The sequence below is a fragment of the Paenibacillus sp. FSL H8-0261 genome, assembly GCF_045040645.1.
In the GTDB taxonomy this organism is placed as follows: domain Bacteria; phylum Bacillota; class Bacilli; order Paenibacillales; family Paenibacillaceae; genus Paenibacillus_AQ.
The window spans coordinates 4878106-4902374 of sequence record NZ_CP150297.1 but is presented as its reverse complement, the minus strand read 5'-3'; the positions used below and the strand labels follow the sequence as shown (position 1 = coordinate 4902374).

The following is a 24269-nucleotide window of genomic DNA, read 5'->3' as shown; positions in this document are numbered from 1 at the left end:
ACCTTGTTTAAATGACGTATTCGACATCATCTTCGTTCCCTATAATTAAGTCATAACCAACACTTAAGGAATCTAAGGGGGAACAAAATGAGCGCGATGAAGAGAAAAAAATGGCTGCCGCTCCTGTGTATGAGTATGCTTTTGGTAGGTAGTCTCGCAGGTTGCTCGAGCAATAATGCTGCTGATGGAAAGAATACAGCCGGTGATACGACTACCAATACAACATCTAATTCTGAAAACGCCTACAAGGATAAATATGATCCTGAGGTAACCATTACAACGGTATGGGGTGTTGACCCTGAGCTTAAATTCAAGAATGGGGAAAGCATTGATAATAACGTTGCTACGAAGTGGACAAAAGAAAAGTTCGGCATCAATATTAAATCACTTTGGTCCATCACAGATACGAATGGTGCTTTTGGAACCAAGCTACGCCTGTCGATGTCATCTGGTCAGGAAATGCCCGATGTTGTAACGATCGGTACAGGTGATAGCACGATTGCTCAGGATTTGATCGATTCCGGTATGTATGCTGAAGTGGGGACCCTGTTCGATAAATACGCCTCAGCTACTTGGAAAGAAGCCATGGCACAGGATCCTAACGTATGGAACCAATACAGCCGCGATGGCAAAAAAATGGGTCTTCCTGTACTTGATTACGCGTACAACCATGATTACATTCTCTGGATCCGCCAAGATTGGCTAGACAAGCTAAATATGCAAGCACCTAAAACGATTGATGAGCTGGAAAAGGTTATGGATGCATTCAAGAATCAGAACCCTGATGGCTTGGCACCAGATAAAGTAACTCCGCTCAGTATCGGCTTTAAGACATCGATGAACACTTGGATGGGCGATCCTTCCTGGATCTTCGGTGCTTATGGAACGCTTCCACAGCAGTGGAATCTTGATGCTGATGGTAAATTGGAATACGGTTCTGTAAATGCAGGTATGAAGCAAGGGTTGGAAAAAATGAAGGAATGGCTCGCAAAGGGTTATATTCCTCAAGAAGCAGCACTTTGGGATGAGAACAAAACAGCTGAGCCAGCAGTGGCGGGTACAGCAGGTATTCTCCCAGGACCTTACTGGATGAGCGGTTGGCCGCTTCAGGATACTGTGAAGAATGCTCCGAATGCTGTATGGGCTCCAATTGAAATTCCAGCGGGACCAGATGGTAAAGTTATGCGTCATGGTACACAGTTCACCAACGGTGTAACTCTGATTAGCACTAAAATGAAAAATCCAGAAGCATTCTTCACCTATCAAAACTATCTGTTCGATAACTTCGCTGATCCTAAGCCTGGTAGCGAGCTGGATAATGGTCTCTTCGCAGGATATGACTATGAACTAGATGCAAACGGTAAGATGATTGATAATGAAAAAATTGCTGGTGGTTATGTGAACAGCGTTCGTTATATGCTGGTTCGTGACGGTGCCCGGATTCCGGATGCCCAAATGAAAGCCCTTCTTAACCTTGCAGATGGTGCTGAACCAACCACTCGTTTGGAGAAGGATGTAGCTGTGAACTACGGTAAAGATACCCCTGCAGCAGCGAAAGTTCTATTGGCACAAGAGGATAAATCCTTCAAAAATATGTTCACCGGTCCTACTACTGAAACTATGAAATCGAAGATGGATTATCTGAACAAAATCGAGAACCAAACGTTTAATGAGATCATCTATGGCAACAAGCCACTAGAAGCTTTCGATACCTTCGTAGCGACCTGGAAATCAGGCGGTGGCGACCAAATCACTAAAGAAGTAAATGAATGGTATGACAGCGTAAAATAATGCTCTGTTAAGGGTATGAGTAGCACAATTCGGGACTGTTTCCTCAGCTGTTTATTTAGCTGTGGGAACGGTCTCTTTTTGCGTTAGCGGTTATTCGAATTTGTATAAATTTGCTTCTGTTTCTATACGGTAAAGAGATTGGTTTTGTACCATATATATTGGTTTTGCTCGCTATTTGGGGAATCCTGTCGTTGCTATAATTTGAGTATGGTTACAGAAGAACTTGACACGATATGGGGGACCAAGGATGAGAACACTTAAAAAAACATGGCCATTTCACTTAATGTTGCTGCCGGCGATGATATTCCTGATCATCTTCAGCTTTATACCGATGGGCGGAATTGTGATGGCGTTTCAGGATTATAAGCCATGGCTAAAAATTTCGGGATCAGCGTGGGTTGGATTAGATAATTTCCGCTATCTATTTGAACGTAATGACAGCATGCAGGTCATTTGGAACACATTGATTATTGCCGTTCTGAAGATGATCTTCAATCTGGCTGTGCCGTTTGTGTTCGCCATTCTATTGAATGAGATTCGCAAGGTTTATATACAGCGTACAATTCAGACATTGGTTTATTTACCTCACTTCTTGTCTTGGGTCATCCTTGGCGGGATCTTGCTAGATTTGCTTGCTACAGATGGCTTCGTCAATCAGATCCTCGGCAGTATGGGGATTAAACCCATCTTTTTCTTAGGAGATAATAACTGGTTCAGATTCACGGTCATTCTCACGGATGTATGGAAGGAATTTGGTTATAACACGATCGTCTTCCTGGCTGCTCTAGCAGGAATTAACCCTTCATTATATGAAGCTGCTGAAATAGATGGTGCAACCCGCTGGAAACAGACACGTTTTATCACAATGCCTTCTCTACTGCCAATGGTTGTTGTAGTAGGTACTCTGGCTCTCGGAAATGTATTGAATGCAGGGTTTGACCAGATCTTTAACCTCTACAATCCGCTGGTCTATCAGAAAGGCGATATTATCGACACCTTCGTATACCGGACAGCTATTCTGAATGGTGAGATGGGTTTTGGTACAGCAATCGGACTGTTCAAGTCAGCCATTAGTATGGTCCTAATCCTTGTTTCGTACAGTCTGGCTAAAAAATGGGCAGGATATCGCATTTTCTAAACTACCAATGGAAGAGGGAGACCTATGTATTACAAAACTAGAGGTTATCGTATTTTCAACATATTCAATACTTGTTTTCTGATCATACTCGCACTCATGTGTATTGTTCCTCTGATTCACGTATTAGCTGTATCTTTCAGTGCCAAGTCTGCGGCTGATGCCAATCTGGTGGGCTTGTGGCCAAAGCAGTTCTCTCTGGAAGCTTATAAAAAGACAATGAATAATCCGATATTCCTACACTCTATATGGGTATCCGTACAAAGAACTGTACTCGGAACCGGACTTACGCTTCTGATTACTTTTCTGGCAGCTTATCCGCTATCTAAGGAAAACTCGGCCTTCAAAGGCCGGAATGTTTATTCCTGGTTGTTCGTGTTCAGCATGGTGTTTAATGGTGGTCTGATTCCATTCTATATTGTTATTCAAAAGATTGGCTTAATGGATTCCTTCTGGGTACTCGTTCTGCCAGGTGCGGTGAATACATTCTTGGTAATTCTGATGCTGAACTTCTTCCGCGGTATTCCTAAAGATTTGGAGGAAGCTTCGCTAATTGACGGCGCAGGACATTTCCGTACCTTGTTCAGCATTTACTTACCGATTTCATTACCATCGATTGCGACGATTGCACTGTTTAGTATGGTGTTCCACTGGAACTCCTGGTTCGATGGACTATTGTATTTGAACAATTCTAAGCAGTTTCCGCTGGCGACCTTTCTGCAGACCGTTATCATTCAACGGGATATGAGCTCCATGAGCATTAATCCGAAGGAGATGGAATTAATCTCGCAGACAACGGTTAGAGCCGCGCAAATCTTTATCGGGGCTGCTCCTATTCTAATCGTATATCCATTCTTGCAGAAGTATTTTGTTAAAGGAATGACACTTGGTTCTGTAAAGGAGTAGGGATGATGATAACGACATTTATTAATGGAATGGACATCTCGTTTTTGGATGAAATAGAGCAGGGTGGAGGCAAATTCCATAGTCGCTCTCTTCCGACTGCTGAGGAAGGTGAGGATTTACTCCACATCCTTAAGGACAATGGAGTAAATGCCATACGGCTTCGGATTTGGAATGACCCTCCAGGCGTCTTTTGCAATTTGGAACGGACGCTGGTTATGGCAAAGCGGATCAAAGAAGCAGGGCTGGATTTTCTACTGGATTTTCATTATTCAGATAAATGGGCGGATCCAGCTAACCAATGGAAGCCAAAAGCTTGGGAGGCACTTGACTTCAGTGGTTTGACATCCGCCGTGTATGATTATACACGCGAGACCCTTGAAGCATTACAGTCCCAAGGCACACTGCCCGATATGGTGCAGATCGGTAATGAAATTACGCCAGGCATGTTATGGGGAGAAGGCAAGGTTGATGGAGATTGTGATACTCCGGAGCAGTGGGAGCAGTTCACTACGCTAGTTAAAGCAGGTATAGCGGGTGCGAAGTCCGTCGATTCTGACTTGTCCATCATGATCCACATTGACCGGGGTGCTGATCATCCGGCGAGCCGTAACTTTTTTGATCGTTTCTTAGAACATGGCGTAAATTTTGATGTTATCGGATTATCATTCTACTCTTGGTGGCATGGTACTTTGGACGACTTGCAGCTTAACTTGAATGAATTAGCGCTGCGTTATAACAAGGATATCATTGTGGTGGAAACAGCCTATCCATGGACACTGAATGCACCTGAAGGATTTCCAGTAATTGTGAATGAGGAAACCCAGCTCCATGAAGGTTATCAAGCCACAGTAGAGGGTCAAACTAAGTATATGAAGGATTTCATAAACGTAATTGAGAATACACCTAACGGAAAAGGAATCGGCTTTTATTACTGGGAGCCTGCTTGGATTCCTTCGCAAATGGAATGGTCTGTTGGGCATGAGAATGGGTGGTCCAATTTAGCTCTGTTTGATTTTGAAGGTAAGAAACTGGATTCGCTCCATTTCTAAAGATTATTAGAAAAGAAGACAGCCAATGGTTAAGCACCGTGGCTGTCTTCTTTTTTAATTCAAAAAGGCATCTAAAGCCACCGTAGGCTTACCAGAAGAATCAAAGGCACCTTTTGTGTAAGCGTACCATGTACCATAACTCTCCGGCTCCCAATAGAACACGCCAAGCCCTTTGCCGCCACTTACCGATTTTGTTTTGCTAATGATGTCGGTAAGAAAAGCTTTAGCCGTTGTTGGAGCACTAACGTCCATCCCGACCTCAGAAATGATCACTTCTTTACCATACCGGGCAACCATATCATTCATATTCGTTAATGTCTGAGCATTCAGTGTAGACCAGTTGCTTGTAGTAGGATAGAGTGACATGCCGATCACATCATAGTTGGCACCGTTAGACTTCAGACCGTCAAACATCCAGCGGAATAAGGAATTGTCGTAGCCGTTAGAGAGGTGGACGATGACTTTTGAACTACTACTGACCGCTTTTACTGCACTATATCCTGAATTGATCAACGCAGCAAAATTGCTCATACTTACAGAAGCCTTTCCATCCTCCCAAAGCATTCCATTATTCGTCTCGTTCCCTACCTGTACCCATTCCGGCGTAACACCGCTAGCTTTGAGTGTATTCATAACATCATACGTGTGGTCATATACCGCTGTCTTTAGAGCTGTAAAGTTCTTGCTGGTCCAGGCAGCAGGTTTCTTCTGATTGCCGGGATCTGCCCATGTATCACTGTAATGAAAGTCAATCATGATTCGGAAACCCATGTTCTTGGCCCGAACGGCCTGTTTCACAACATCGGCTTTGTTAGAGAAATTAATGGAAGGGTTAACCCAGACCCGTAGTCTAATGGAGTTCATTCCGTGATCTTTGAGAATTTGCAGTAGGTCTTGTTTCACACCGTTATCATTGTAAAAAGACCAATTATAGTACTCCATCTCCGATAGCCAGCCTACATCAGCCCCTTTTGCAAAAGTCGTAGCAGCTTCCGCTGGTTTGTTATTCCCAAAGTTGAAACACATACTAAACACGAGAGACAGGCAAACGAACAATTTGAACGTTGTTTTTGAGTTCTGTTTGTTCATGATCATAACCTCCGGATTAGGATTTTAACAACAGGCGCCCTTAGTTTAGCGATGGTTGTATCCGTTTACATAAAACTCCTCCCTTTCTCTTTTATAACAAAATTGTAAGGTGGGGTAAGCATTCCCGATACCAATAAAAATTCAACATTTCAGCATCTTTGGAAATTGATTCAGAGCTAAAAGAGTAAAAATAAGGCTTTACTCCCATACTACCGTTATCTTGCACCGGAGCTACTTGACCACAACCTTTAGGAGGAATGCGGATGAAACAACATTCTGCTCCCGCCATCTATATACAGCTTAAGAACCGGGTGACGGTGCCCAAAGGTAAAGGTGTCACATTGGGTGATATTGCATTTTTGATCGCGGAGCCAGAGCTGAAAGAGTCGCTGGAATCTATTCTGCTAATGAAGCCAGAGCAAAGTGACGGCAATCTGATTTTGATTGATCTTCTGATGGTTATTCCCCGCATTTATGAGCTTTTGCCGGAAGCGGACATTGAGCCGATCGGCGAAGGGAGAACGATTGTTCAGATTGAAGGTCCAGTGGAGAGGCGGAAGCCTTCAGTAGCGATGTTTGTCTTAGTGTGGCTGCTGCTGTTCTTTGGGTCTGCGCTGACCATCATGAATTTCCATGCGGATGTAAACATGCAGGAGGTTCAAATCCGAATCGTGGAGATGATTACCGGTCATCGGGATGAGCATCCGGTTGTATTTCAGATTGCGTATTCTGTAGGAATCGGCTTTGGGATGGTCATTTTTTTCAACCATTTATTTAAGAAAAAGTGGAATGAAGAGCCTACACCGCTAGAAGTGGAAATGTACCTGTATCAGAAAAATATCGACCAATACGTCATTAATGAGGAGTATAGCAAAATGAGGCGCCGTGGAGAAAATCAACCAGAGAACGTGGAGGACGGAAGATGACGGCACCTATAACACTAGGGTTGAATTTGCTGCTGGGTATTGCAGGGGGGATCGCTGTAGGTGGTGGTGTGATCGCTTTATTTGTGGTTCTCGACATGGTGCCCCGTCTGGCTCAATTAACTTCTTCTTACGATAAAGTACATTGGTACGAGGGTGCGATGGTAGTTGGATCATTGCTAGGAACCGTAAGTGATTTTTGGAATTGGAAAATATCCTCAGGTCCTTTAGTTGAACTTGGTATAGGACTTTTTGACGGGATTTTTGTCGGGATGCTCGCTGCAGCATTGACCGAGGTATTAAATGTGCTGCCGATACTCGCTAAACGCTTGAACATGACACATTATTTGTTCGGGCTGTTAATGGCGATGGTAAGCGGGAAGGTCGCGGGTTCTTTGTTCGACTGGTTTGTATACCGACAGTAAACGGGGGTTATGGAATGAGCAAATTTATTCACAGCGGTGATTCTGTGCCAGAAGAGGATCATCAGGAAGAAAACGCTGCGGCTGCCGCAGCAATGAAGAATACCGCAGAGGATCTAGTTGATGATCATACCGAGATTAACGGAGCTTCTATGACCAGTGAAGACGCAGATCCGGCGGAAAATACTACAGCAGCTGATCCGAGTCAAGAACAGCAGGATGCAGAAGCATCTGCGGAGCTAGGGGCAGAAGAGCAGAGTACCGAAGCGTCAGCACAGCCCGATTCCGGGCAACAGGATGCAGAAGCACCTGCGGAGCTAGGGGCAGAAGAGCAGAGCACCGAAGCGTCAGCACAGCCGAATTCCGGGCAACAGGATGCAGAAGCATCTGCGGAGCTAGGGGCAGAAGAGCAAAGCGCAGAAGTATCAGCTCAGCCGGATTCCGGGCAGCAGGATGCAGAAGCATCTACGGAGCTAGGGGCAGAAGAGCAAAGCGCTGAAGCTGCACAACCGGATTCCGGGCAGCAGGATGCAGAGGCGTCAGATGAGCTCGGGAATCAGGAACAGAATGAGCCTAGTAAAGGATTTTTTGCCAGGTTATTCGGCTTAGATTCAGACTCGGAATCCGAAGATGAGGCGCAAGATCAGAATACCCAACAAGCAGGCGGATCAGAGTCGGCAACAGAGTCCGGGGAAGAATCTCAAGCCAAAGTGACGCCAAAGTCCAATCTATCTAAAAAGCAAGCGCAACAAGAGTCACAAGACAGCAATAAAAAGGGAAGCAGCAAGCTACAGAAGAAACGAGATCGCGAGCACTCCAACTCATTAAAAGAATCCGTCATTTACTGGCAAGGTAATGATGAAATCCCAATGTCCTTGCAAGATACGAAACAAACACTTACTGAGGTAATGGGACTGGGCACAAGCTTTGATGTAACGTTCAGACAGATGTCCTTTGGCGGACATAAGACAGCTCTACTCTGTTTAAGTGGTTTTACCAACACAGATGTGACCGATGATATTCTAAAACGTTTGACCTATCTCACCTCTGAGAATCTGTCTACGGGTGTGCTGTCTAGCTTTATGAATGAATATGTCCCTCATATCCAGGTGGAAGAGGGGAATTCTTTAAGTGAAAGTATCGAGAAGGTACTTGAAGGCTTGAGCGTGCTATTCGTCGAAGGTGAGAACAAAGTTATCATCATGGATACTCGTTCTTACCCTAGTCGCAGTCCAGCCGAGCCTTCGATTGATCGGGTGGTGCGCGGTGCGCGCGACGGTTTTACAGAGACTTTACTGAGCAATATCTCGCTTGTCAGAAGACGGGTTCGAGATCCAGGGCTGAAATATGAGCTATTTCGGGTTGGACGACGGACACAAACAGATGTATGCGTGGCTTACATTGATGATATCGTTGATAAAACACAGGTTATGTCTGTTATCGACAAAATCAAAAGCATTGATATTGATGGTATTCCTCTGGCAGATAAACAATTAGAAGAGGCGATTATCGGCGGTGGATGGAATCCATATCCTATGGTGCGTTATTCTGAACGCCCCGACGTCGTAGCTTCCAATTTATTGGAGGGACGGGTAATACTGTTTGTAGATACCTCACCAATTGTTATTGTTCTTCCGACTACTTTTTTTGATCTTTGTCAACATGCAGAGGAGAATCGTCAGACTCCTTTTATGGGAACGTACTTGCGGTGGGTCCGTTTCATCGGTATATTTGCGTCCATGTTCCTGCTGCCGCTATGGATGTTGCTTGTCATTCATCCTGAACTAAAGCCGGCTATGCTGGATTTCATTGGACCTCAAAAGACCGCCAGAATTCCAATACTCGCCCAGTTTCTAATTGTGGAGCTTGGGGTTGATTTACTGCGGATGGCTGCAGTACACACACCAACGCCTTTAGGTTCAGCGATGGGTCTGATTGCAGCTATATTGATTGGCGATATAGCGGTTCAGAGTGGTTTGTTTGTAAACGAGGTAGTTCTGTATATGGCTGTAGCCTCCATCGGTATGTTTGCAACCCCAAGTTATGAGCTGGGTCTTGCGAATCGAATAGTCAGGCTTGTGTTGCTAGTTGCCGTAGCGGCATTCCAGGTGCCAGGATTTATGATTGGCACGACGCTACTGACTATTTTCCTAACTACCCATCGCTCCTATAACTCGTCTTATATGTGGCCGTTTATACCTTTTAATGCAAAGGCGATGAGTGAAATTCTAGTGCGTAAGCCAGTCTTAAGCTCGAAGACAAGGCCGTCTTTCAACAAAACTAGAGACAATACAAGGGTGCCGCCTACTCAAAAGAATGATTAACAATCGTAGGAAAATACAAAACTACTGCAAATTAGTCCATTCAATGGAGTTCCCACTGTCTGTTATACTGAATACACTAAAGACAGGGTGGAACCTTGATATTCCACAGAAATTGGAGGACTAAAGAATGTTTCTACACGGTACTAGCCGAATTAACGATGCTGGGCATTTGGAGATCGGCGGATGTGATGTAACTGAATTGAAGGCGGAATATGGAACCCCGCTATATATATTGGACGAGCAATTGGTGAGACAACGTTGCCGGGAATATATGGATGCTTTTAAATCCTCTGGACTTGGGTTCCAAGTAGCTTACGCAAGTAAGGCGTTCTCAGTAATGGCTATGGTTCGTTTGGCTGATGAAGAAGGCTTGTCGCTTGATGTTGTATCTGATGGCGAACTTTATACTGCTTTGCAAGCTGGCTTTCCTGCAGAACGCATTCATTTTCATGGCAACAATAAGACGTCTGAAGAGATCGAAATGGCGATTGATGCCGGGATCGGCTGTTTTGTAGTCGATAATCTGGTAGAGCTTAATCTTTTGCAGTCGATTGCATCACGTAAAGAAGTTAAGGTTAACATCTTGTTACGTGTGACACCAGGTGTCGAAGCTCATACGCATGAGTATATAACAACAGGCCAGACCGATTCCAAATTTGGATTTGATATCGGTAATGGATCGGCTTATGAAGCAGTTAAAGCGGCAGTCAGCAAAAAGAATTTAGTGCTGCTTGGCGTACATTCCCATATTGGTTCTCAAATTTTTGAAACGGATGGATTCCAGCTTGCTGTTGAACGTGTAGCGAGTTTTGCTCGTAGTGTTAAAGAAGGTTTGGAAGTGGACTTCCGTGTAGTAAACCTAGGTGGAGGTTTCGGTATTCGTTATGTTGAGGGGGATACCCCATTACATGTTTCTGAATATGTAACTGCAATTACGGATGCCGTGAAGACTCATTTTGCTGGAATCTATAATGCTTTGCCTGAAATTTGGGTGGAGCCGGGCCGTAGTATTGTTGGAGATGCAGGTACTACACTTTATACAGTAGGTACGAACAAGGATATCCCAGGCGTGCGTAAGTACGTTGCCGTTGACGGTGGGATGACTGATAATCCACGTCCTGCATTGTACCAATCTAAATATGAGGCATTACTTGCTAATCGTGCGAATGAAGAGGCTACAGAAACTGTATCCATCGCTGGTAAATGCTGTGAGAGCGGAGATATGCTGATCTGGGATGTAGAGCTGCCTGAGGCTGAAAGCGGCGATCTGTTGGCTGTAGCCTGCACAGGCGCTTACAATTACTCCATGGCGAGCAACTACAACCGGCTTCGTCGTCCGGCTTTAGTGTTCGTTCAGAACGGACACAGTGATCTTGTAGTGCGTCGCGAAAGCTATAATGATCTTATTGCCAACGATATTGTTCCTGAGCGTATCGCTAAACAAGCTGCTGTTGCTAAGTAACAGCAGCTAATGTTAGGTAGGGAAAACTGGTAAGGCATAAAGAGCAAGCAGGAATTACTCCTGCTTGCTTTGCTTTGTGCGTAGTTTCATAGTAATATAATTGAGGTATTCTAAATTTGTTAATTTTGAAAGGGGTCATTTACATATGGCAAAGCAAGCGAAAATTACTCTTGAAAATGGCGGCGTAGTGCTGATTGACTTGTTCGATCAAGATGCACCAAACACTGTAGCTAACTTTGAAAAGCTAGCAAAAGAAGGTTTCTACAATGGATTGACATTCCACCGTGTTATCCCTGGTTTTGTAGCTCAAGGCGGATGTCCTAACGGAACTGGATCTGGTGGTCCAGGATACACAATCAACTGCGAAATCAACCCAAACAAGCACGAGCGCGGAACACTTGCTATGGCACATGCGGGTAAGAACACAGGCGGAAGCCAGTTCTACATCTGCTATGCACCGCAACCACACTTGGATGGAGTTCACACTGTATTCGGTAAAGTAGTTGAAGGTATGGATCTTGTTGATACTTTCAAAGGACGCGACAAAATGACTTCGGTAGAAATCATCGAAGCTTAAGAATTCTTAATTTAAAAAGGCTAGTCTCCGGATTATCGGAGGCTGGCCTTTTCTTATTTAATAAGGAATCCGGCTTATTCGTTTACGTCTCGATTTACGCTGCTCTGGCACCCAGAAGAATACCAAATACATGAGCAGAAACACAATGAAGGCAAACAACTCTTCAACAAGCAGGTAATAAGGATAAGGCCCGAAATAATCCAATACAGAATAAGTGCTGGGCTTATGAGATAAGAACATGTAGTTAGATCCTAGGATGTAATTGGCGATCCACACACAAGCGGCCACAATGTTTAGTCCAAGCATGGTGAACAGGAGGGATTTCCAAGTGGGCTTATAGCCCTCAATCCAGGTCATATAAAGAGAAGCGAGAACAATACCACCATGTGCTATAAAGAACAGTAGAAATCGGAAATGAGGGAATGGATAGACCAGATTCGGTGTGAGTAAAGCAATGAATGCTCCACCAATCCCAGCAAAATACAGAAAGGAATATAGTGCTCGGCTGCGAGTGATCAGCATGATAACGGATAGTAGTAAAGTAATTCCGCATAGTTCGAGCGGGAGTGAGCTGCTGGATTGCCATACGCCTTGAGAGAGGTACCATATTTGAAGTCCTGTTTCTGAGAACAAAAGAATAATAATCAGCAGCAAGCGCACACTTTGCCGAAGTCTCACATCAGTCCGAATCTCGAATCTTAAACTGTAAAACAGTATACAGACCAATGTAATGATAGACAGAGCAATCCAATGTGAAGGGGAGAACATAATGAAATCCTCCGTACGCTGTCGATCAAAATAAGATGAAAGATGCATGGAACCAACCTCCTTCGTACCTAAAAAGCACTTCAAAAAACATCTTTGTAAATTTTTGATATTTTCTGTTTCGAAACATCCAAAAAATGGTTATATATGTATGCATTCTGTCAGCTACCCACAAAAGGATGGCTTTTCATTATTTTAACATAAGATGGGGCAATGGGCGCGGAATTACATAAGAAGCATTCGAGCATGAGGAATGGCAGAGATTACGCTTCAAGAGGGGATACAAACATAGAAAAATCAAATTGGAAAAGGAATTGGAGGCTTTAGGATAATGTTAAAGAAAAGAATAAGTGTGATGATCGTTATTCTGATGCTTGTAGCGCAATATGCCTATGGCATCGGGTTCACTCCACAAGTACAAGCAGCGGCAATCGATCAAGAGCGGAATATCATCACCAGTGTCTCAATGGCTGTATATGGTGAAGACGGGCAGACGGTTACGGATAGCGTCTATGAGCAAGAAGCTAATGTAACATTAGATTATACGTGGTCTCTTCCTAAAGCTCATCCGTACAAGCAAGGTGACACCTTTACCTTTCAGCTTCCAGAGCAGTTTCAGCTTTTTAATGATATTAGCGGCTTGTTGGTCTCAGAGGATGGAGATGTAGGAACTTTTACAGTTGAGCAGTTATCACACCAAGTAACAATGACCTTTAACGACTACATAGAAACGCATGATGACGTGCAAGGAACGCTTCGGATCAATACTAAGTTTGATAAACAAAAAATCTCAGGAAGTACTGTTCAGCAGATTTTATTTCCGGTGAGTGGTGGTGTTCAGACGGTTACTGTGAATTTTAAACCGAATGTAGGATCGACCATTGAGAAGAGGGGGATTCCTCAGGGTTTTAATGCAGAACATATTCTATGGTCTGTTGACGTAAATAAATCATTAAAAACTGTTGGAAATGCAGTCGTAACGGACCCTATACCAACAGGTTTGTCACTTAGCACTCCGGTTACTGTGAGTGTGTATCAACTGAGTATCCAGTTGGACGGTTCGGTAACACAAGGTGCACTACTCGATACCAGTAAATATTCTACAGAGTTCACAGGAGGATCGTTAAATGTTCGTTTCACTGATCCTGCGATTTCGAGTGCTTACCGTATTGAATACTCCACAGCTATTACTGATGAGCATCGGCTAAGCTTCACGAATACAGCGACTTTTACAGGAGATGGGCAAGTTCCTGCAAGTTCTTCTGCTACTGTTCAAGTAGAACGAGGAGGAAGTTTGAACAAGTACTCTAGCGGATATGACTGGAGCAATCAAATCATTTCCTGGGCAATCGAATACAACTATAATAAAAAAACGATTACGCAAGGAAATGCTGTACTAAAGGATTTGTTTAATGATTCTCAAGCGTTAGTAGCCAATTCGATAAAAGTATACACGGTGCAACTGGATTCAGCGGGTACAGCAACGTTGAGTAATCTTTTGACCAAGGATATTGATTACACTGTAGTTGCAGCTTCAGATGTGAATAAGTCAGGGTTCACCTTACAATTTAAACAAGATGTAACATCTCCTTATCGAATCGAATATAAGACCAAAGCTGTAAAGCGTGTGTTTGAAGATACCATAATCACTAATACAGTTACGGACAGTACCTATACTGGAGAAGCTACACGCTTAATACGGTCAGCCATTTTGTATAAGAACTTATCAGGCGTAGATTATCAGAATAAAACGGTTGGATGGAAAGTCACATTAAACAGTGATAACTATCCAATGGGTCAGGTTGAAGTTACGGAGTCATTCCCGTTTGGCGGACTGAAGTTTATTCCGGAATCACTCGTAATTAGAAATTCTAATGGGAATGTAATGAATCCTTCCAAATATAGTTTGGTTTACAATGCTCCTGTTCAGGCTAATAAAGGATTCAAGGTTGTCTTTAATTCGCAGATTACTGGTCTTTATACCATTAGCTATACAACGGAATTTAATAAGGATTGGATTTGGTCTAATACTGAAAATTTCAATAACAAGGTTAGGATGGACTGGTTAGACACGTCCGAAATTCCTCGCACAACAGAAGCAGAAGGGTTATTTATTCCAAGAACCGAAGCGAAAAGCAATGGTTTGAAGTTTGGTTCTTATAATGCTTCAACTAAAGAATTAGCTTGGACATTAGGGGTCAATTATAATAGCAAAACGGTTGCAGAGCCAGAAGTCGTGGATATTTTGAAATCGGGTCAAACCCTGGTTCCTGGATCGCTGAAAGTATACACCATGAATGTTGCTAAGAATGGAGACCCAACGAAGGGTGTCGAGGTAAATAGTAGCAAATACACTTACAGTGTTAATGGTAATAATGAGCTGAAGCTCTCTTTTACAGATGCTATTCAATCCGCTTATTATATAGAATTTCATACAAGTCTTGAAGGCAAAGTCATTGGCACTTCTATTGATAATAAAGCCAATCTCTATGATGGGGCAAAAAAGGTATCCAAGGATTTGAACGCTACCGTAAAAATTCCTTATGGAGACGAATATCTCTTGAAAAATGGTGTTCAGAATGGCGAAAAAATCGATTGGAGCATTCAAATTAATCGTAGTCAGTCTACTGTGAAGAATGCGTTAATCAACGATACTCCTAGCGCTAATCAGATTCTGCTGCAGGATTCATTCCATCTGTATCCTACAATCGTAGCTGAAAACGGGGATGTAACAAAAAGCGGGCCTGAATTGATTCAGGGTATCGATTACAGTTTAGAAATAAAAACGGATGTAGACGGCAAGCAGTCGTTTGATTTAAGCTTCGCCAAGGAGATTAGTAAACCTTATATTCTAGACTATCAATCCCTGATTATGGCGAATACAGGAGACAAAGTAATTAATACTGTTCGTTTCAGTGGTTTTAATGTTATCGAAATAAGCAAAGATTCTTCTAAAGAAATTATCGTCGGTGTGTCGAGTGGATCAGGATCAGGCAGCGGGGTTAGAGGTTCCTTGATGATTAAGAAGCTGGATGCAGAGGACAACTTGAAGACGCTGGCAGATGCAACTTTTGCACTCTATCGCCTTAACGGCTCAGACCGGGTATTTATTAATAGCTTAACCACAGATTCCGCTGGTACAGCAACATTCAATAAATTATGGTTGGGTAACTACGTATTGATTGAGACGACAGCTCCTAGTGGCTATGTACTTGATCCTAAAGAGCATCCAGTGTCCATTCATTCTTCATCAACGAATCAACTCGTAATTACGAATCAAAAAGCAGTTGAGCCTACGCCTACTACAACGCCAGAACCAACTATAGTCCCAACCGCAACACCAGCAGCTTCATCGGAACCGACGGCTACTCCGTCAACAGAGCCGACATCAGGACCTGCGTCTACACCAACCTCAGGAGCCCCAGGAGGTCCGTTAACACCTACACCTACGAGTTCGCTGGTGCCAGGAGTAATCATCAATGATCCGGCAGTACCTGCTGGCCCTGGGAATACGACCGATCTGGAATCCGCGACATCAGAAGAAGTAGGAACTCCTGATTTAGTTATTACAGATGAAAATGTTCCTTTGGGTGAAGTCGACATTGTTGATGAGGAAGTTCCGAAAGGCACAGTCAACAACAGCACTTCAAGTGCCCCTCAGCTTCCAAAGACGGGAGAAAGTAGCCCTGCGCCGCTCTACATGACAGGTATTGGATTAATAGCCATAGGCTATATTCTAAACCGTGTGTTTAGACGTGGAGGAAACTTAAAGTAAGTGAATAAGTATGATTTGAAATTGAACTGAAAGAAGCACCCGGCGTGATTATAGTCGGGTGCTTTTGTTTATGTTCAGAACCTATTCACTTGCAGGGAAGGAAGTCTCAAATTCGGTTTGTTTACGTGAGCTTTTGGCTGAAATCGTTCCACAGTGGAGCTCTGTGATGCTCTTGGCAATCGCGAGTCCTAAGCCGCTTCCGCCAGTCTCTCTGGAAAGTGACTTATCTACACGATAAAATCGCTTGAATAAGTGGGGGAGATCCGTGGCAGGGATCGGGTTACCGTAATTCGTGCATGTAGCAATCACTCTGCCGTCTTTTCTATAAACGGAAATATCTAGAATCTTACCTTCTTTACCGTATCTAACCGCATTGGTAAATAGGTTCTCATATAATCGTACTAACTCGTCCGCATCACCATGGATAATCAAAGGGCTCATATCCGTATGAATACGGCAGGTCATATCCGCTTGCTCCAATACGGGAGCGAATTCCTCGACAAGCTTTTCGAGCAGCTTGCCGAGATCTACAGGCTCCATATTAAGGGGAAGCCCGTTGCTGCTAACACGTGTATATTCAAATAAATCGTCGATTAGCTTTTTAAGAGTCAGGGACTTCTCATAGGCGATATTCACATAATAACGCAGCTCAACCTCGTTCTTATAACGATCCTTCTCCACATATTCCAGGAATCCCAGTACAGAAGTTAGAGGGGTTCGAAGATCATGGGATACACCAGTGATTAGGTCGTTTTTGGCTTTCGCTGCTGCTCGTTCTTCATCTATAGCGGATTTTAGCTTACCCGCCATGAGGTTCATATTTTCCGCGAGTTTACCGAGTTCATCCGTTCCTGTTACTGGTATCTTGAAAGATAAATTGCCGTCAGCAATATCTTGAACCCCGCTTGAAATGTTATGAAGATGGCTTGTTGTATTTCTGGATAGCTTCAGGATGAAAAAAATAAATAAAGGAACCCCAATAAGAATCACTATAGGAGTAGAACCGATGTTATTGGTCACCCAGCGGATGAGTTTAACGCCCCAGAAGGAATGAGAAGGATTGAGCCATAGCAAAAGGGATGTCCCATAATAGCCGACCAATAAAATTGCTGCTGTAAGAGCTAGACTCGTTAGGCTAAAGCCAACTATTTTCCAAGATAAGGTATCGAATCTTTTAAAGTTCATCTAGAAGAACCTCCTTTTTCCAGTTTGTAGCCAACGCCCTATACCGTCTTTAAATACTGTGATTTTCTTGAATTAGCTTCAATTTTTTCTCTGATTTTTCGAATGTGTACGATGAGTGTATTACTGAGTCCAGTGATTTTATCTAGTTCCTGACCCTTGGCAGATCGGGAATTTTTGTGTTTCCCGAATTTTTATACAGGCCTCTATACCGTCCGTACTACAAGAAGTATACAATATTCTCGATTGAAATCCTTATTTGAAGGCTGGCGAGGATCGATGGGAAACAGTTTGTTTAGCTCTTTGAAAAACTTAAGGCTATTATAAAACCGTCCACATACCAAAGATGAAACAGGCGAACTTCCCAATGGCGGCATGTAAAAGTAAAAAGTAAACTTAATAGTTTCTTAACAAGCCTTAAGATTTGGGAAGCGGCTATGCTATAATAATTTCAAATTCAATAGGTTGGAGGAGAATTGGAAGATGTGGAAAGAGTTTAAAGCTTTTGCCCTGAAAGGAAATGTACTAGATTTAGCCATTGCTGTCGTTATCGGAGCAGCTTTTGGTAAGATTGTGACTTCATTAGTATCTGACATCATTACGCCAATTGTCGGCTTGATAACAGGTGGTATAGATCTGAAGGATCGAGCTCTAAGTGTTATGGTTATGCATAATGAACTGATTATTCCTTATGGGCAATTTTTGCAGGCGGTAGTTGATTTCTTTATTATTTCCTTCTCAATCTTTATGGTGATTAAACTGGCTAATAAATTCCAGCGCAAAGAAGCCGTTAAAGTTGAAGTCGTGGAGACGCCAGCACCCGCAGAAGATATCGTGTTGCTAACGGAAATTCGTGATTTGTTGAAACAACAAGAACGCGGATTGTAATTGGAAAAAGAAAAAGAAAAAGCGCCTGGAGATACAGTCCAGACGCTTTTTCTTTTTTTTATGTAAATGTATGGAATGGGTTTTAACTGTACATTTGCAGGCTATATATAACCATGTCGTTTCTTCTAGTAATCACCATACCTCTCAGAATTAAGTTACAAATTTTAAGTAAATATATAAAACGCACTTGCATTTCGAAGGTGTAAGTGATAATTTTGTTAGTAAGGAAAACTTGAACCTCAATTAAATAAAGGATCAATCCTTCAGGGCAGGGTGTAATTCCCTACCGGCGGTGATGTTGTTGTAGAGTGCTTATTTATTAAGTTTATCTACCACACTTAGTCCGCTACCCGGCTCGCGTTGTTGACGCGAACGGTGGACCCGGTGAAATTCCGGGACCGACAGTATAGTCTGGATGGAAGAAGGAGAGGTTAACCGCTTGTCTGTAATAGACAGGTGGACTGCAGTGTTTTCATTTATTATGTGCGATATTTCACAATTGCCGTCGTTTGACGGTTATTTACGCACACTTTTATTTGGACTGCCGATAAACTCTCGCATAACCCATCTTTACTCCTCCTGGAGAATGAGATGGGTTTTTCTGTTTTTACGCATCAGATAGACAGTAAGTGGATAGGAGGAACGAGATGGATAATATGAATGACGAGTTTTATATGTCGTTAGCGCTGGATATGGCAGAACGGGCCCAAGGACAGACGGGAATTAACCCTGTTGTTGGCTGTGTTGTTGTAAAGAATGGAGCGATGATTGGACTTGGGACTCATTTGCAGCGCGGAACAGGTCATGCTGAGGTTCATGCCTTGAATATGGCGGCTGGCCAAGCACAGGGCAGCACTGCCTACGTAACACTGGAACCATGCAGTCACTATGGCAAGACTCCGCCCTGCAGCCAAAGGCTGATCGACGAGGGAGTAGCCAGAGTGGTAGTCGCTTGTGAAGATCCTAACCCTCAGGTTGCGGGTCGCGGCGTTCAAATGCTGCGTGAGCATGGCATTGAAGTAGAAGTAGGGTTGCTGCGTGAACGTGCGCTGCGGTTGAATGAGCGTTTTATCAAGTATATTTTGACAAAACAGCCTTTTGTTACGCTCAAGAGTGCCAGCACGCTGGATGGTAACCTAGCTACCAAATCTGGTGACAGTAAATGGATTTCAAATGGTGAAGCGCGGGAGATCGTACATACGCTGCGGCATCGGCATCAGGGAATAATGGTCGGTGTGAACACAGTGATTGCAGATAATCCTTCACTGACGACAAGAACGGAAGTGCCGGGTATTAATCCGATACGGATTGTGATTGATTCTGGACTACGTATTCCTTTGGATTCAGCAGTTGTAAGTGACGGTCTAGCGCCTACTATCATCGTGACAACTGAAGCCGCAGATGATGAAAAGAAAGCAGCACTTCTTCAAGCGGGGGTGCAAATCATTGTTAGCGGAGCAGGACCACGGGTGGATTTGAAGGCTGCTATGGTAACACTCGGTGAAATGGAAATCGGATCGATTTTACTTGAAGGCGGAGGCACGCTAAATGGTGCGATGCTGGAGAGTGGGCTAGTTGATCGAGTGATTCTCTTTTTCGCTCCAAAGATTGTTGGCGGTGGTGCTGAAGCGAAAGGGACGTTCGTATTTCCTGGTATAGAGCTAATGAAGGATGCGATTTCTCTGGAGGGATTGGAAGTAAAAGTGCTCGGAGATAATGTATGTATCAGCGGTACTCCGGTACGCTAAAGTGAATGGTTACAAAACTTAATCGTGTGCTTCCGGAGCAAGTTTTGTTCGGAGAGATAGCGGAGAAGTGTTACTCACACAAAACTCCTAGGAGGGAAAGCATGTTCACTGGATTAGTCGAAGAAGTTGGCACTCTGAGAAGTGTCTCCACCGGTGGAGAAATGATGGTGCTGAACATTGCCGCTTCCGTCATCATGGATGATTTGAAGATTGGTGATAGCGTATCGGTTAATGGCGTCTGTCTTACAGCGACAGCTTTAGGCGAGAACTATTTTACAGTGGATGTCATGCCTCAGACCTATCGAAACAGTAATCTGAAGGAGCTACGTCCTGGCAGTCGGATGAATCTGGAACGAGCAATGGCAGCCGGTGGTCGATTTGGAGGTCATATTGTTCAGGGACATGTAGATGGCACTGCTGTCATCAAAAGCGTAAAGCGTGATCAGAATGCAGTAGTCTATGAGATTGCGCCGGACCGCAAATCGCTGTTTAAATATATCATCCCTAAAGGGTCGATCACGATTGATGGCATTAGCTTAACAGTAGTAAAGACGACGGCTTCATCGCTTACTGTATCCATTATTCCGCATACGCTAGGGGAAACTGTGCTAACTTATAAGCGGGCAGGAGATAGTGTGAATATTGAGTGTGATGTCTTGGGCAAATATGTAGATCATCTTCTTCATTATGGCTCAGCTGCACAGGATGAAGAAAGTGATAGCAGTTCCGGGATTAGCCGCGATTTCTTGGCGGCAAACGGATTTGTTTAAATAATGAGTAAGCTTACGAAGAAGGGAATAATCCTTCGTAAAGCTATTAGGAGGATAGGATCATGAGCGAACAATCGAAGAAGGATAGTGTCTTGGATCCGATTGAAGAAGCGATATATGATTTAATGCGCGGCAAAGTCATCATCGTGGTGGATGATGAAGATCGTGAGAATGAAGGGGATTTTATAGCTCTTGCTGAACGGGCGACACCAGAAGTCATCAATTTTATGATCACTGAGGGACGTGGTTTGGTCTGCATGCCAATTACCGCTGAGCGTGCGGAAGAGCTTGAACTACAGGCTATGGTCAGTCACAATACAGATAATCACGGCACAGCCTTTACTGTATCGGTTGACCATATAGATACAACTACTGGTATATCAGCAGGGGAAAGATCCTTGACTGTAAAGGCCATGATTGACCCTAAAGCGAAGCCGTCTGATTTCCGTAGACCTGGCCATATGTTCCCGCTTATTGCGAAAAAAGGTGGCGTACTACGCCGTTCCGGACATACAGAGGCTGCTGTTGATTTAGCCCGTATGTGTGGTGCATATCCAGCCAGTGTGATTTGTGAAATCATCAATGAAGATGGCTCGATGGCCCGGTTGCCTGATCTGGTTGAGATTGCTAAGAAGCATGATCTTAAGTTGATCAGCATCAAAGACCTCATTCACTATCGGAATGAGAAGGAACAGCTCGTCAATCGCGAGGTGTCTGTACGTCTGCCTACCGATTTCGGTGAGTTTCAGACCATTGCCTATACAAATGAAGTGGATGATAAAGAACATGTAGCATTGGTGAAGGGCGATATTTCCGGTGATGAGCCAGTGTTAGTACGAGTACATTCCGAATGCTTAACCGGTGACGTTTTCCACTCCCATCGCTGCGATTGTGGTCCCCAGTTTGAAGCAGCGCTTCGGCAGATCGAAGCTGCTGGTAGAGGCGTATTGCTCTATATGCGTCAAGAAGGCAGGGGCATTGGTCTTATTAATAAGCTTAAAGCCTACAAGCTTCAAGAAGAAGGACTCGATACTGTAGATGCCAATCTAAAGCTTGGTTTTCCAGCAGATTTGCGTGATTACGGGATTGGAGCACAAATTCTGAAGGATCTAGGTATAAGTCAAATTCGTCTCTTAACGAACAATCCTCGAAAGATCAAAGGGTTGGAAGGTTATGGATTGGAAGTTGTTGAGCGAGTGCCAATTCAAATGCCGGAGAATAAGGATAATACTAATTATCTCCATACGAAGCAGGCGAAACTTGGGCATTTGCTGTCTTTTGACGACATTGAACAAAATGAGGATTCGAAAGTATAATCACACATAATAAAAAACGAAGGGTAGATGAATGATATGCCGAAATATTTAGAAGGACATTTAGTTTCCGAGGGGTTAAAATACGGAGTCGTAGTAGGACGTTTTAATGAATTTATTACTAGCAAGCTTTTGTCAGGTGCACTTGATGCATTTAAACGCCATGGTGCTAACGATGATGAAGTAGATGTTGCTTGGGTTCCAGGCGTGTTTGAAATTCCGTTAATCGCTCAAAAAATGGCGGAAAGCGGTAAATACGACGCTGTAATCACTTTAGGAACTGTTATCCGTGGCTCTACAACGCACTATGATTATGTATGTAATGAAGTTGCAAAAGGGGTAGCTGCGATCAATCTTAAAACCGGCGTGCCGACGATTTTTGGCGTAGTAACTACTGAGAATATTGAACAGGCCATTGAGCGTTCAGGAACCAAAGCAGGGAATAAAGGCTGGGATGCTGCGACTGCTGCGATTGAAATGGCGAATCTTAACAAACTGTTTAAGTAAGACAGCTATTGACGAATCAGTCGAATTCGTGCTTATTTATAGTATAAGAAGAAAGCATGGATTATAGAGCCCTTTCTACTTGTGTAGCGTCCTTTAGGGCGCTGCACTTTACTTTTTTTGGCGGGAGGATGCTTCGTGACTGTATTGTACAAGCTGGAAACGTTTGAAGGTCCGCTGGATCTGCTTTTGCATTTAATTGATAAGGCGGAAATCGACATCCAGGACATTCCGGTCGCCGAGATCACCGAACAGTATATGGAATACCTGCGAAGTATGCAGGAGCTTGAACTGGATATTACGAGTGAATTTCTCGTGATGGCCGCAACCCTATTATCTATAAAGAGCAAGCTATTGCTGCCCAAACCACCGGTCATTGAGATCGATGATTTTGAATATTACGAAGAAGATGAATTTGATCCACGAGCTGAACTTGTTCAGCGACTGATTGAGTATCGTAAATTCAAGAGTATTGCTGTTCATTTAATGGATATGGAGAGCGAGCGGAGCTTGATTTTTACGAAGGAGCCGGAGGATCTGGGTCCATACGTGCCTGAAGAGATTGACCATACGCTAAAAGGACTACATACTTCCGACCTTATAGCTGCTTTCCGTAAGGCACTTAGTAAGGCGGCAAGAAGGTCATCTTACCAGCGGATCACCCGGGACGAAATATCGGTAAAAGATCGTATACGTGATGTATCGGATGCGCTGCAGCGCAGAGGAAAAGGCGGAAGGCTCCATTTCTCAGCACTGCTTCACGATGAAATGGCGCGACACGAAATCGTAGTTACTTTTCTTGCGATTCTGGAACTGATGAAAATGAAGGCGATTTTTTGCTATCAAGAGAAATTGTTTGATGACATCGTAATGGAGTGGAGAGGAGGAGAACACTTCAATGGATTACAAAACGCTGAAATCGATTATTGAGGGCCTGTTGTTTCTATCAGGTGATGAAGGGATCTCCGTACGGCAAGTCGCCGAGATTACGGAGCAGCGGCCAGAGCTTGCAGCTGGGGCATTAGAAGAACTGAAAGAGGATTATGTAACACAAGAGCGGGGATTGCAGGTAGTCCAGATTGCCGGAAATTATCGGCTGGCTACATTACCTGAGCATGCCCATTATTTTGAACGCTTGGCTTATTCCCCATCCAGATCAACCTTGTCTCAGGCCGCATTAGAGACATTGGCGATCGTGGCCTATCGTCAGCCCATTACACGGGTGGAGATCGAAGAGATTCGAGGCGTGAAATCCGAACGTGCTATTCATACGCTGAATAATAAGGATTTGATCCATGAGGTTGGCCGTGCCGAGGCTGTAGGACGCCCAATTTTGTATGGGACTACTAAATCATTCTTGGAGAGCTTTGGCCTCGCAAGTCTGAATGAGCTGCCTGAACCATCAAACTTCGAATCCACTGATAATTTGGAAGAGGAGACGCAGCTACTGTTCAATAAGCTGGATACTCAAATGACGTTCGAGGATATTGAGCAACCATAGTTTTTTTGTTATTTCGCAATGATTTGTATTGCTGGGACTGCCCATAAACCATTCATATGGTTTATGGGCAGTCTCTATTTTTTTGTAAAGCCACTTTTTTTAACCAAACCCCGAATTTTTTCCAGATTAAATTGCCATACTAAAC

20 protein-coding genes, 1 pseudogene and 1 riboswitch are annotated in these 24269 nt (G+C 43.7%); of the genes and pseudogenes, 17 read left to right on the top strand and 4 right to left on the bottom strand.

What is annotated here, in order from left to right:
- Positions 1-87: 87 nt before the first annotated feature.
- From MHI27_RS21885 to MHI27_RS21870, 4 genes are all read left to right on the top strand, one after another.
- The gene (locus MHI27_RS21885) at positions 88-1791 is read left to right on the top strand and encodes a sugar ABC transporter (RefSeq protein WP_405174697.1); all 1704 of its coding nucleotides are present in this window, start codon (positions 88-90) and stop codon (positions 1789-1791) included.
- Between the two features lie 247 nt (positions 1792-2038).
- Positions 2039-2929: a sugar ABC transporter permease gene (locus MHI27_RS21880; RefSeq protein ID WP_042129685.1), complete on the top strand. Its 891-nt coding sequence runs from the start codon at positions 2039-2041 to the stop codon at positions 2927-2929.
- A 24-nt stretch (positions 2930-2953) separates the two neighbouring features.
- Positions 2954-3832: a carbohydrate ABC transporter permease gene (locus MHI27_RS21875; protein WP_042190304.1), complete on the top strand. Its 879-nt coding sequence runs from the start codon at positions 2954-2956 to the stop codon at positions 3830-3832.
- Positions 3833-3834: 2 nt separating this feature from the next.
- Positions 3835-4881: an arabinogalactan endo-beta-1,4-galactanase gene (locus tag MHI27_RS21870; RefSeq protein ID WP_405174696.1), complete on the top strand. Its 1047-nt coding sequence runs from the start codon at positions 3835-3837 to the stop codon at positions 4879-4881.
- A 54-nt stretch (positions 4882-4935) separates the two neighbouring features.
- Here the strand turns inward: MHI27_RS21870 and MHI27_RS21865 are convergent, their stop codons facing one another.
- Positions 4936-5970, bottom strand: coding sequence for a glycosyl hydrolase 53 family protein (locus MHI27_RS21865; protein ID WP_042190300.1), 1035 nt, complete (start codon positions 5968-5970; stop codon positions 4936-4938).
- A gap of 263 nt (positions 5971-6233) precedes the next feature.
- Between MHI27_RS21865 and MHI27_RS21860 the strand changes: the two genes are divergently transcribed.
- From MHI27_RS21860 to MHI27_RS21840, 5 genes are all read left to right on the top strand, one after another.
- Positions 6234-6896, top strand: a complete 663-nt coding sequence (locus MHI27_RS21860) for a stage V sporulation protein AA (RefSeq protein ID WP_339266226.1) — start codon at positions 6234-6236, stop codon at positions 6894-6896.
- Entirely contained in the window at positions 6893-7318 is a 426-nt protein-coding gene (locus tag MHI27_RS21855) for a stage V sporulation protein AB (protein ID WP_076284537.1), read from the top strand. The genes MHI27_RS21860 and MHI27_RS21855 overlap by 4 nt, the downstream gene beginning before the upstream one ends.
- 707 nt (positions 7319-8025) lie before the next feature.
- A complete protein-coding gene (locus MHI27_RS21850) occupies positions 8026-9639 on the top strand; it encodes a spore germination protein (protein ID WP_405176777.1) in 1614 nt (537 codons plus the stop codon).
- A 127-nt stretch (positions 9640-9766) separates the two neighbouring features.
- The gene (gene lysA / locus MHI27_RS21845) at positions 9767-11101 is read left to right on the top strand and encodes a diaminopimelate decarboxylase (RefSeq protein WP_076284538.1); all 1335 of its coding nucleotides are present in this window, start codon (positions 9767-9769) and stop codon (positions 11099-11101) included.
- A gap of 145 nt (positions 11102-11246) precedes the next feature.
- The gene (locus MHI27_RS21840; protein WP_405174695.1) at positions 11247-11678 is read left to right on the top strand and encodes a peptidylprolyl isomerase; all 432 of its coding nucleotides are present in this window, start codon (positions 11247-11249) and stop codon (positions 11676-11678) included.
- 57 nt (positions 11679-11735) lie between these two features.
- Here the strand turns inward: MHI27_RS21840 and MHI27_RS21835 are convergent, their stop codons facing one another.
- Positions 11736-12494: a TIGR02206 family membrane protein gene (locus tag MHI27_RS21835; protein ID WP_076299557.1), complete on the bottom strand. Its 759-nt coding sequence runs from the start codon at positions 12492-12494 to the stop codon at positions 11736-11738.
- A 280-nt stretch (positions 12495-12774) separates the two neighbouring features.
- Here MHI27_RS21835 and MHI27_RS21830 point away from each other — a divergent pair, with 280 nt between their 5' ends.
- Positions 12775-16218, top strand: a complete 3444-nt coding sequence (locus tag MHI27_RS21830; protein WP_405174694.1) for a collagen binding domain-containing protein — start codon at positions 12775-12777, stop codon at positions 16216-16218.
- Between the two features lie 81 nt (positions 16219-16299).
- Here MHI27_RS21830 and MHI27_RS21825 read toward each other — a convergent pair whose 3' ends face one another.
- Positions 16300-17403, bottom strand: coding sequence for a sensor histidine kinase (locus MHI27_RS21825; RefSeq protein ID WP_405174693.1), 1104 nt, complete (start codon positions 17401-17403; stop codon positions 16300-16302).
- 38 nt (positions 17404-17441) lie between these two features.
- A pseudogene (locus tag MHI27_RS21820) lies at positions 17442-17525 on the bottom strand (DNA-binding response regulator); the annotation flags it as partial.
- 358 nt (positions 17526-17883) lie between these two features.
- Here MHI27_RS21820 and mscL point away from each other — a divergent pair.
- From mscL to scpB, 7 genes are all read left to right on the top strand, one after another.
- The gene (gene mscL, locus MHI27_RS21815) at positions 17884-18288 is read left to right on the top strand and encodes a large-conductance mechanosensitive channel protein MscL (protein ID WP_076284542.1); all 405 of its coding nucleotides are present in this window, start codon (positions 17884-17886) and stop codon (positions 18286-18288) included.
- Positions 18289-18543: 255 nt separating this feature from the next.
- A riboswitch (FMN riboswitch) is annotated at positions 18544-18719 on the top strand.
- A 216-nt stretch (positions 18720-18935) separates the two neighbouring features.
- A complete protein-coding gene (gene ribD / locus MHI27_RS21810) occupies positions 18936-20036 on the top strand; it encodes a bifunctional diaminohydroxyphosphoribosylaminopyrimidine deaminase/5-amino-6-(5-phosphoribosylamino)uracil reductase RibD (RefSeq protein ID WP_405174692.1) in 1101 nt (366 codons plus the stop codon).
- Between the two features lie 101 nt (positions 20037-20137).
- Positions 20138-20806 (top strand): riboflavin synthase, encoded by a 669-nt coding sequence (gene ribE, locus MHI27_RS21805; RefSeq protein ID WP_042190280.1) that lies wholly within the window; start codon positions 20138-20140, stop codon positions 20804-20806.
- Positions 20807-20868: 62 nt separating this feature from the next.
- Positions 20869-22122: a bifunctional 3,4-dihydroxy-2-butanone-4-phosphate synthase/GTP cyclohydrolase II gene (locus MHI27_RS21800; RefSeq protein WP_042190277.1), complete on the top strand. Its 1254-nt coding sequence runs from the start codon at positions 20869-20871 to the stop codon at positions 22120-22122.
- 36 nt (positions 22123-22158) lie between these two features.
- The gene (gene ribE / locus MHI27_RS21795) at positions 22159-22626 is read left to right on the top strand and encodes a 6,7-dimethyl-8-ribityllumazine synthase (RefSeq protein WP_042194286.1); all 468 of its coding nucleotides are present in this window, start codon (positions 22159-22161) and stop codon (positions 22624-22626) included.
- Positions 22627-22761: 135 nt separating this feature from the next.
- Complete coding sequence (locus MHI27_RS21790) at positions 22762-23553, top strand: ScpA family protein (RefSeq protein WP_149646795.1); 792 nt, start codon at positions 22762-22764, stop codon at positions 23551-23553.
- Complete coding sequence (scpB, locus tag MHI27_RS21785) at positions 23522-24124, top strand: SMC-Scp complex subunit ScpB (RefSeq protein WP_042190273.1); 603 nt, start codon at positions 23522-23524, stop codon at positions 24122-24124. Before MHI27_RS21790 ends, scpB begins: the two co-directional genes overlap by 32 nt.
- Positions 24125-24269: the final 145 nt, after the last annotated feature.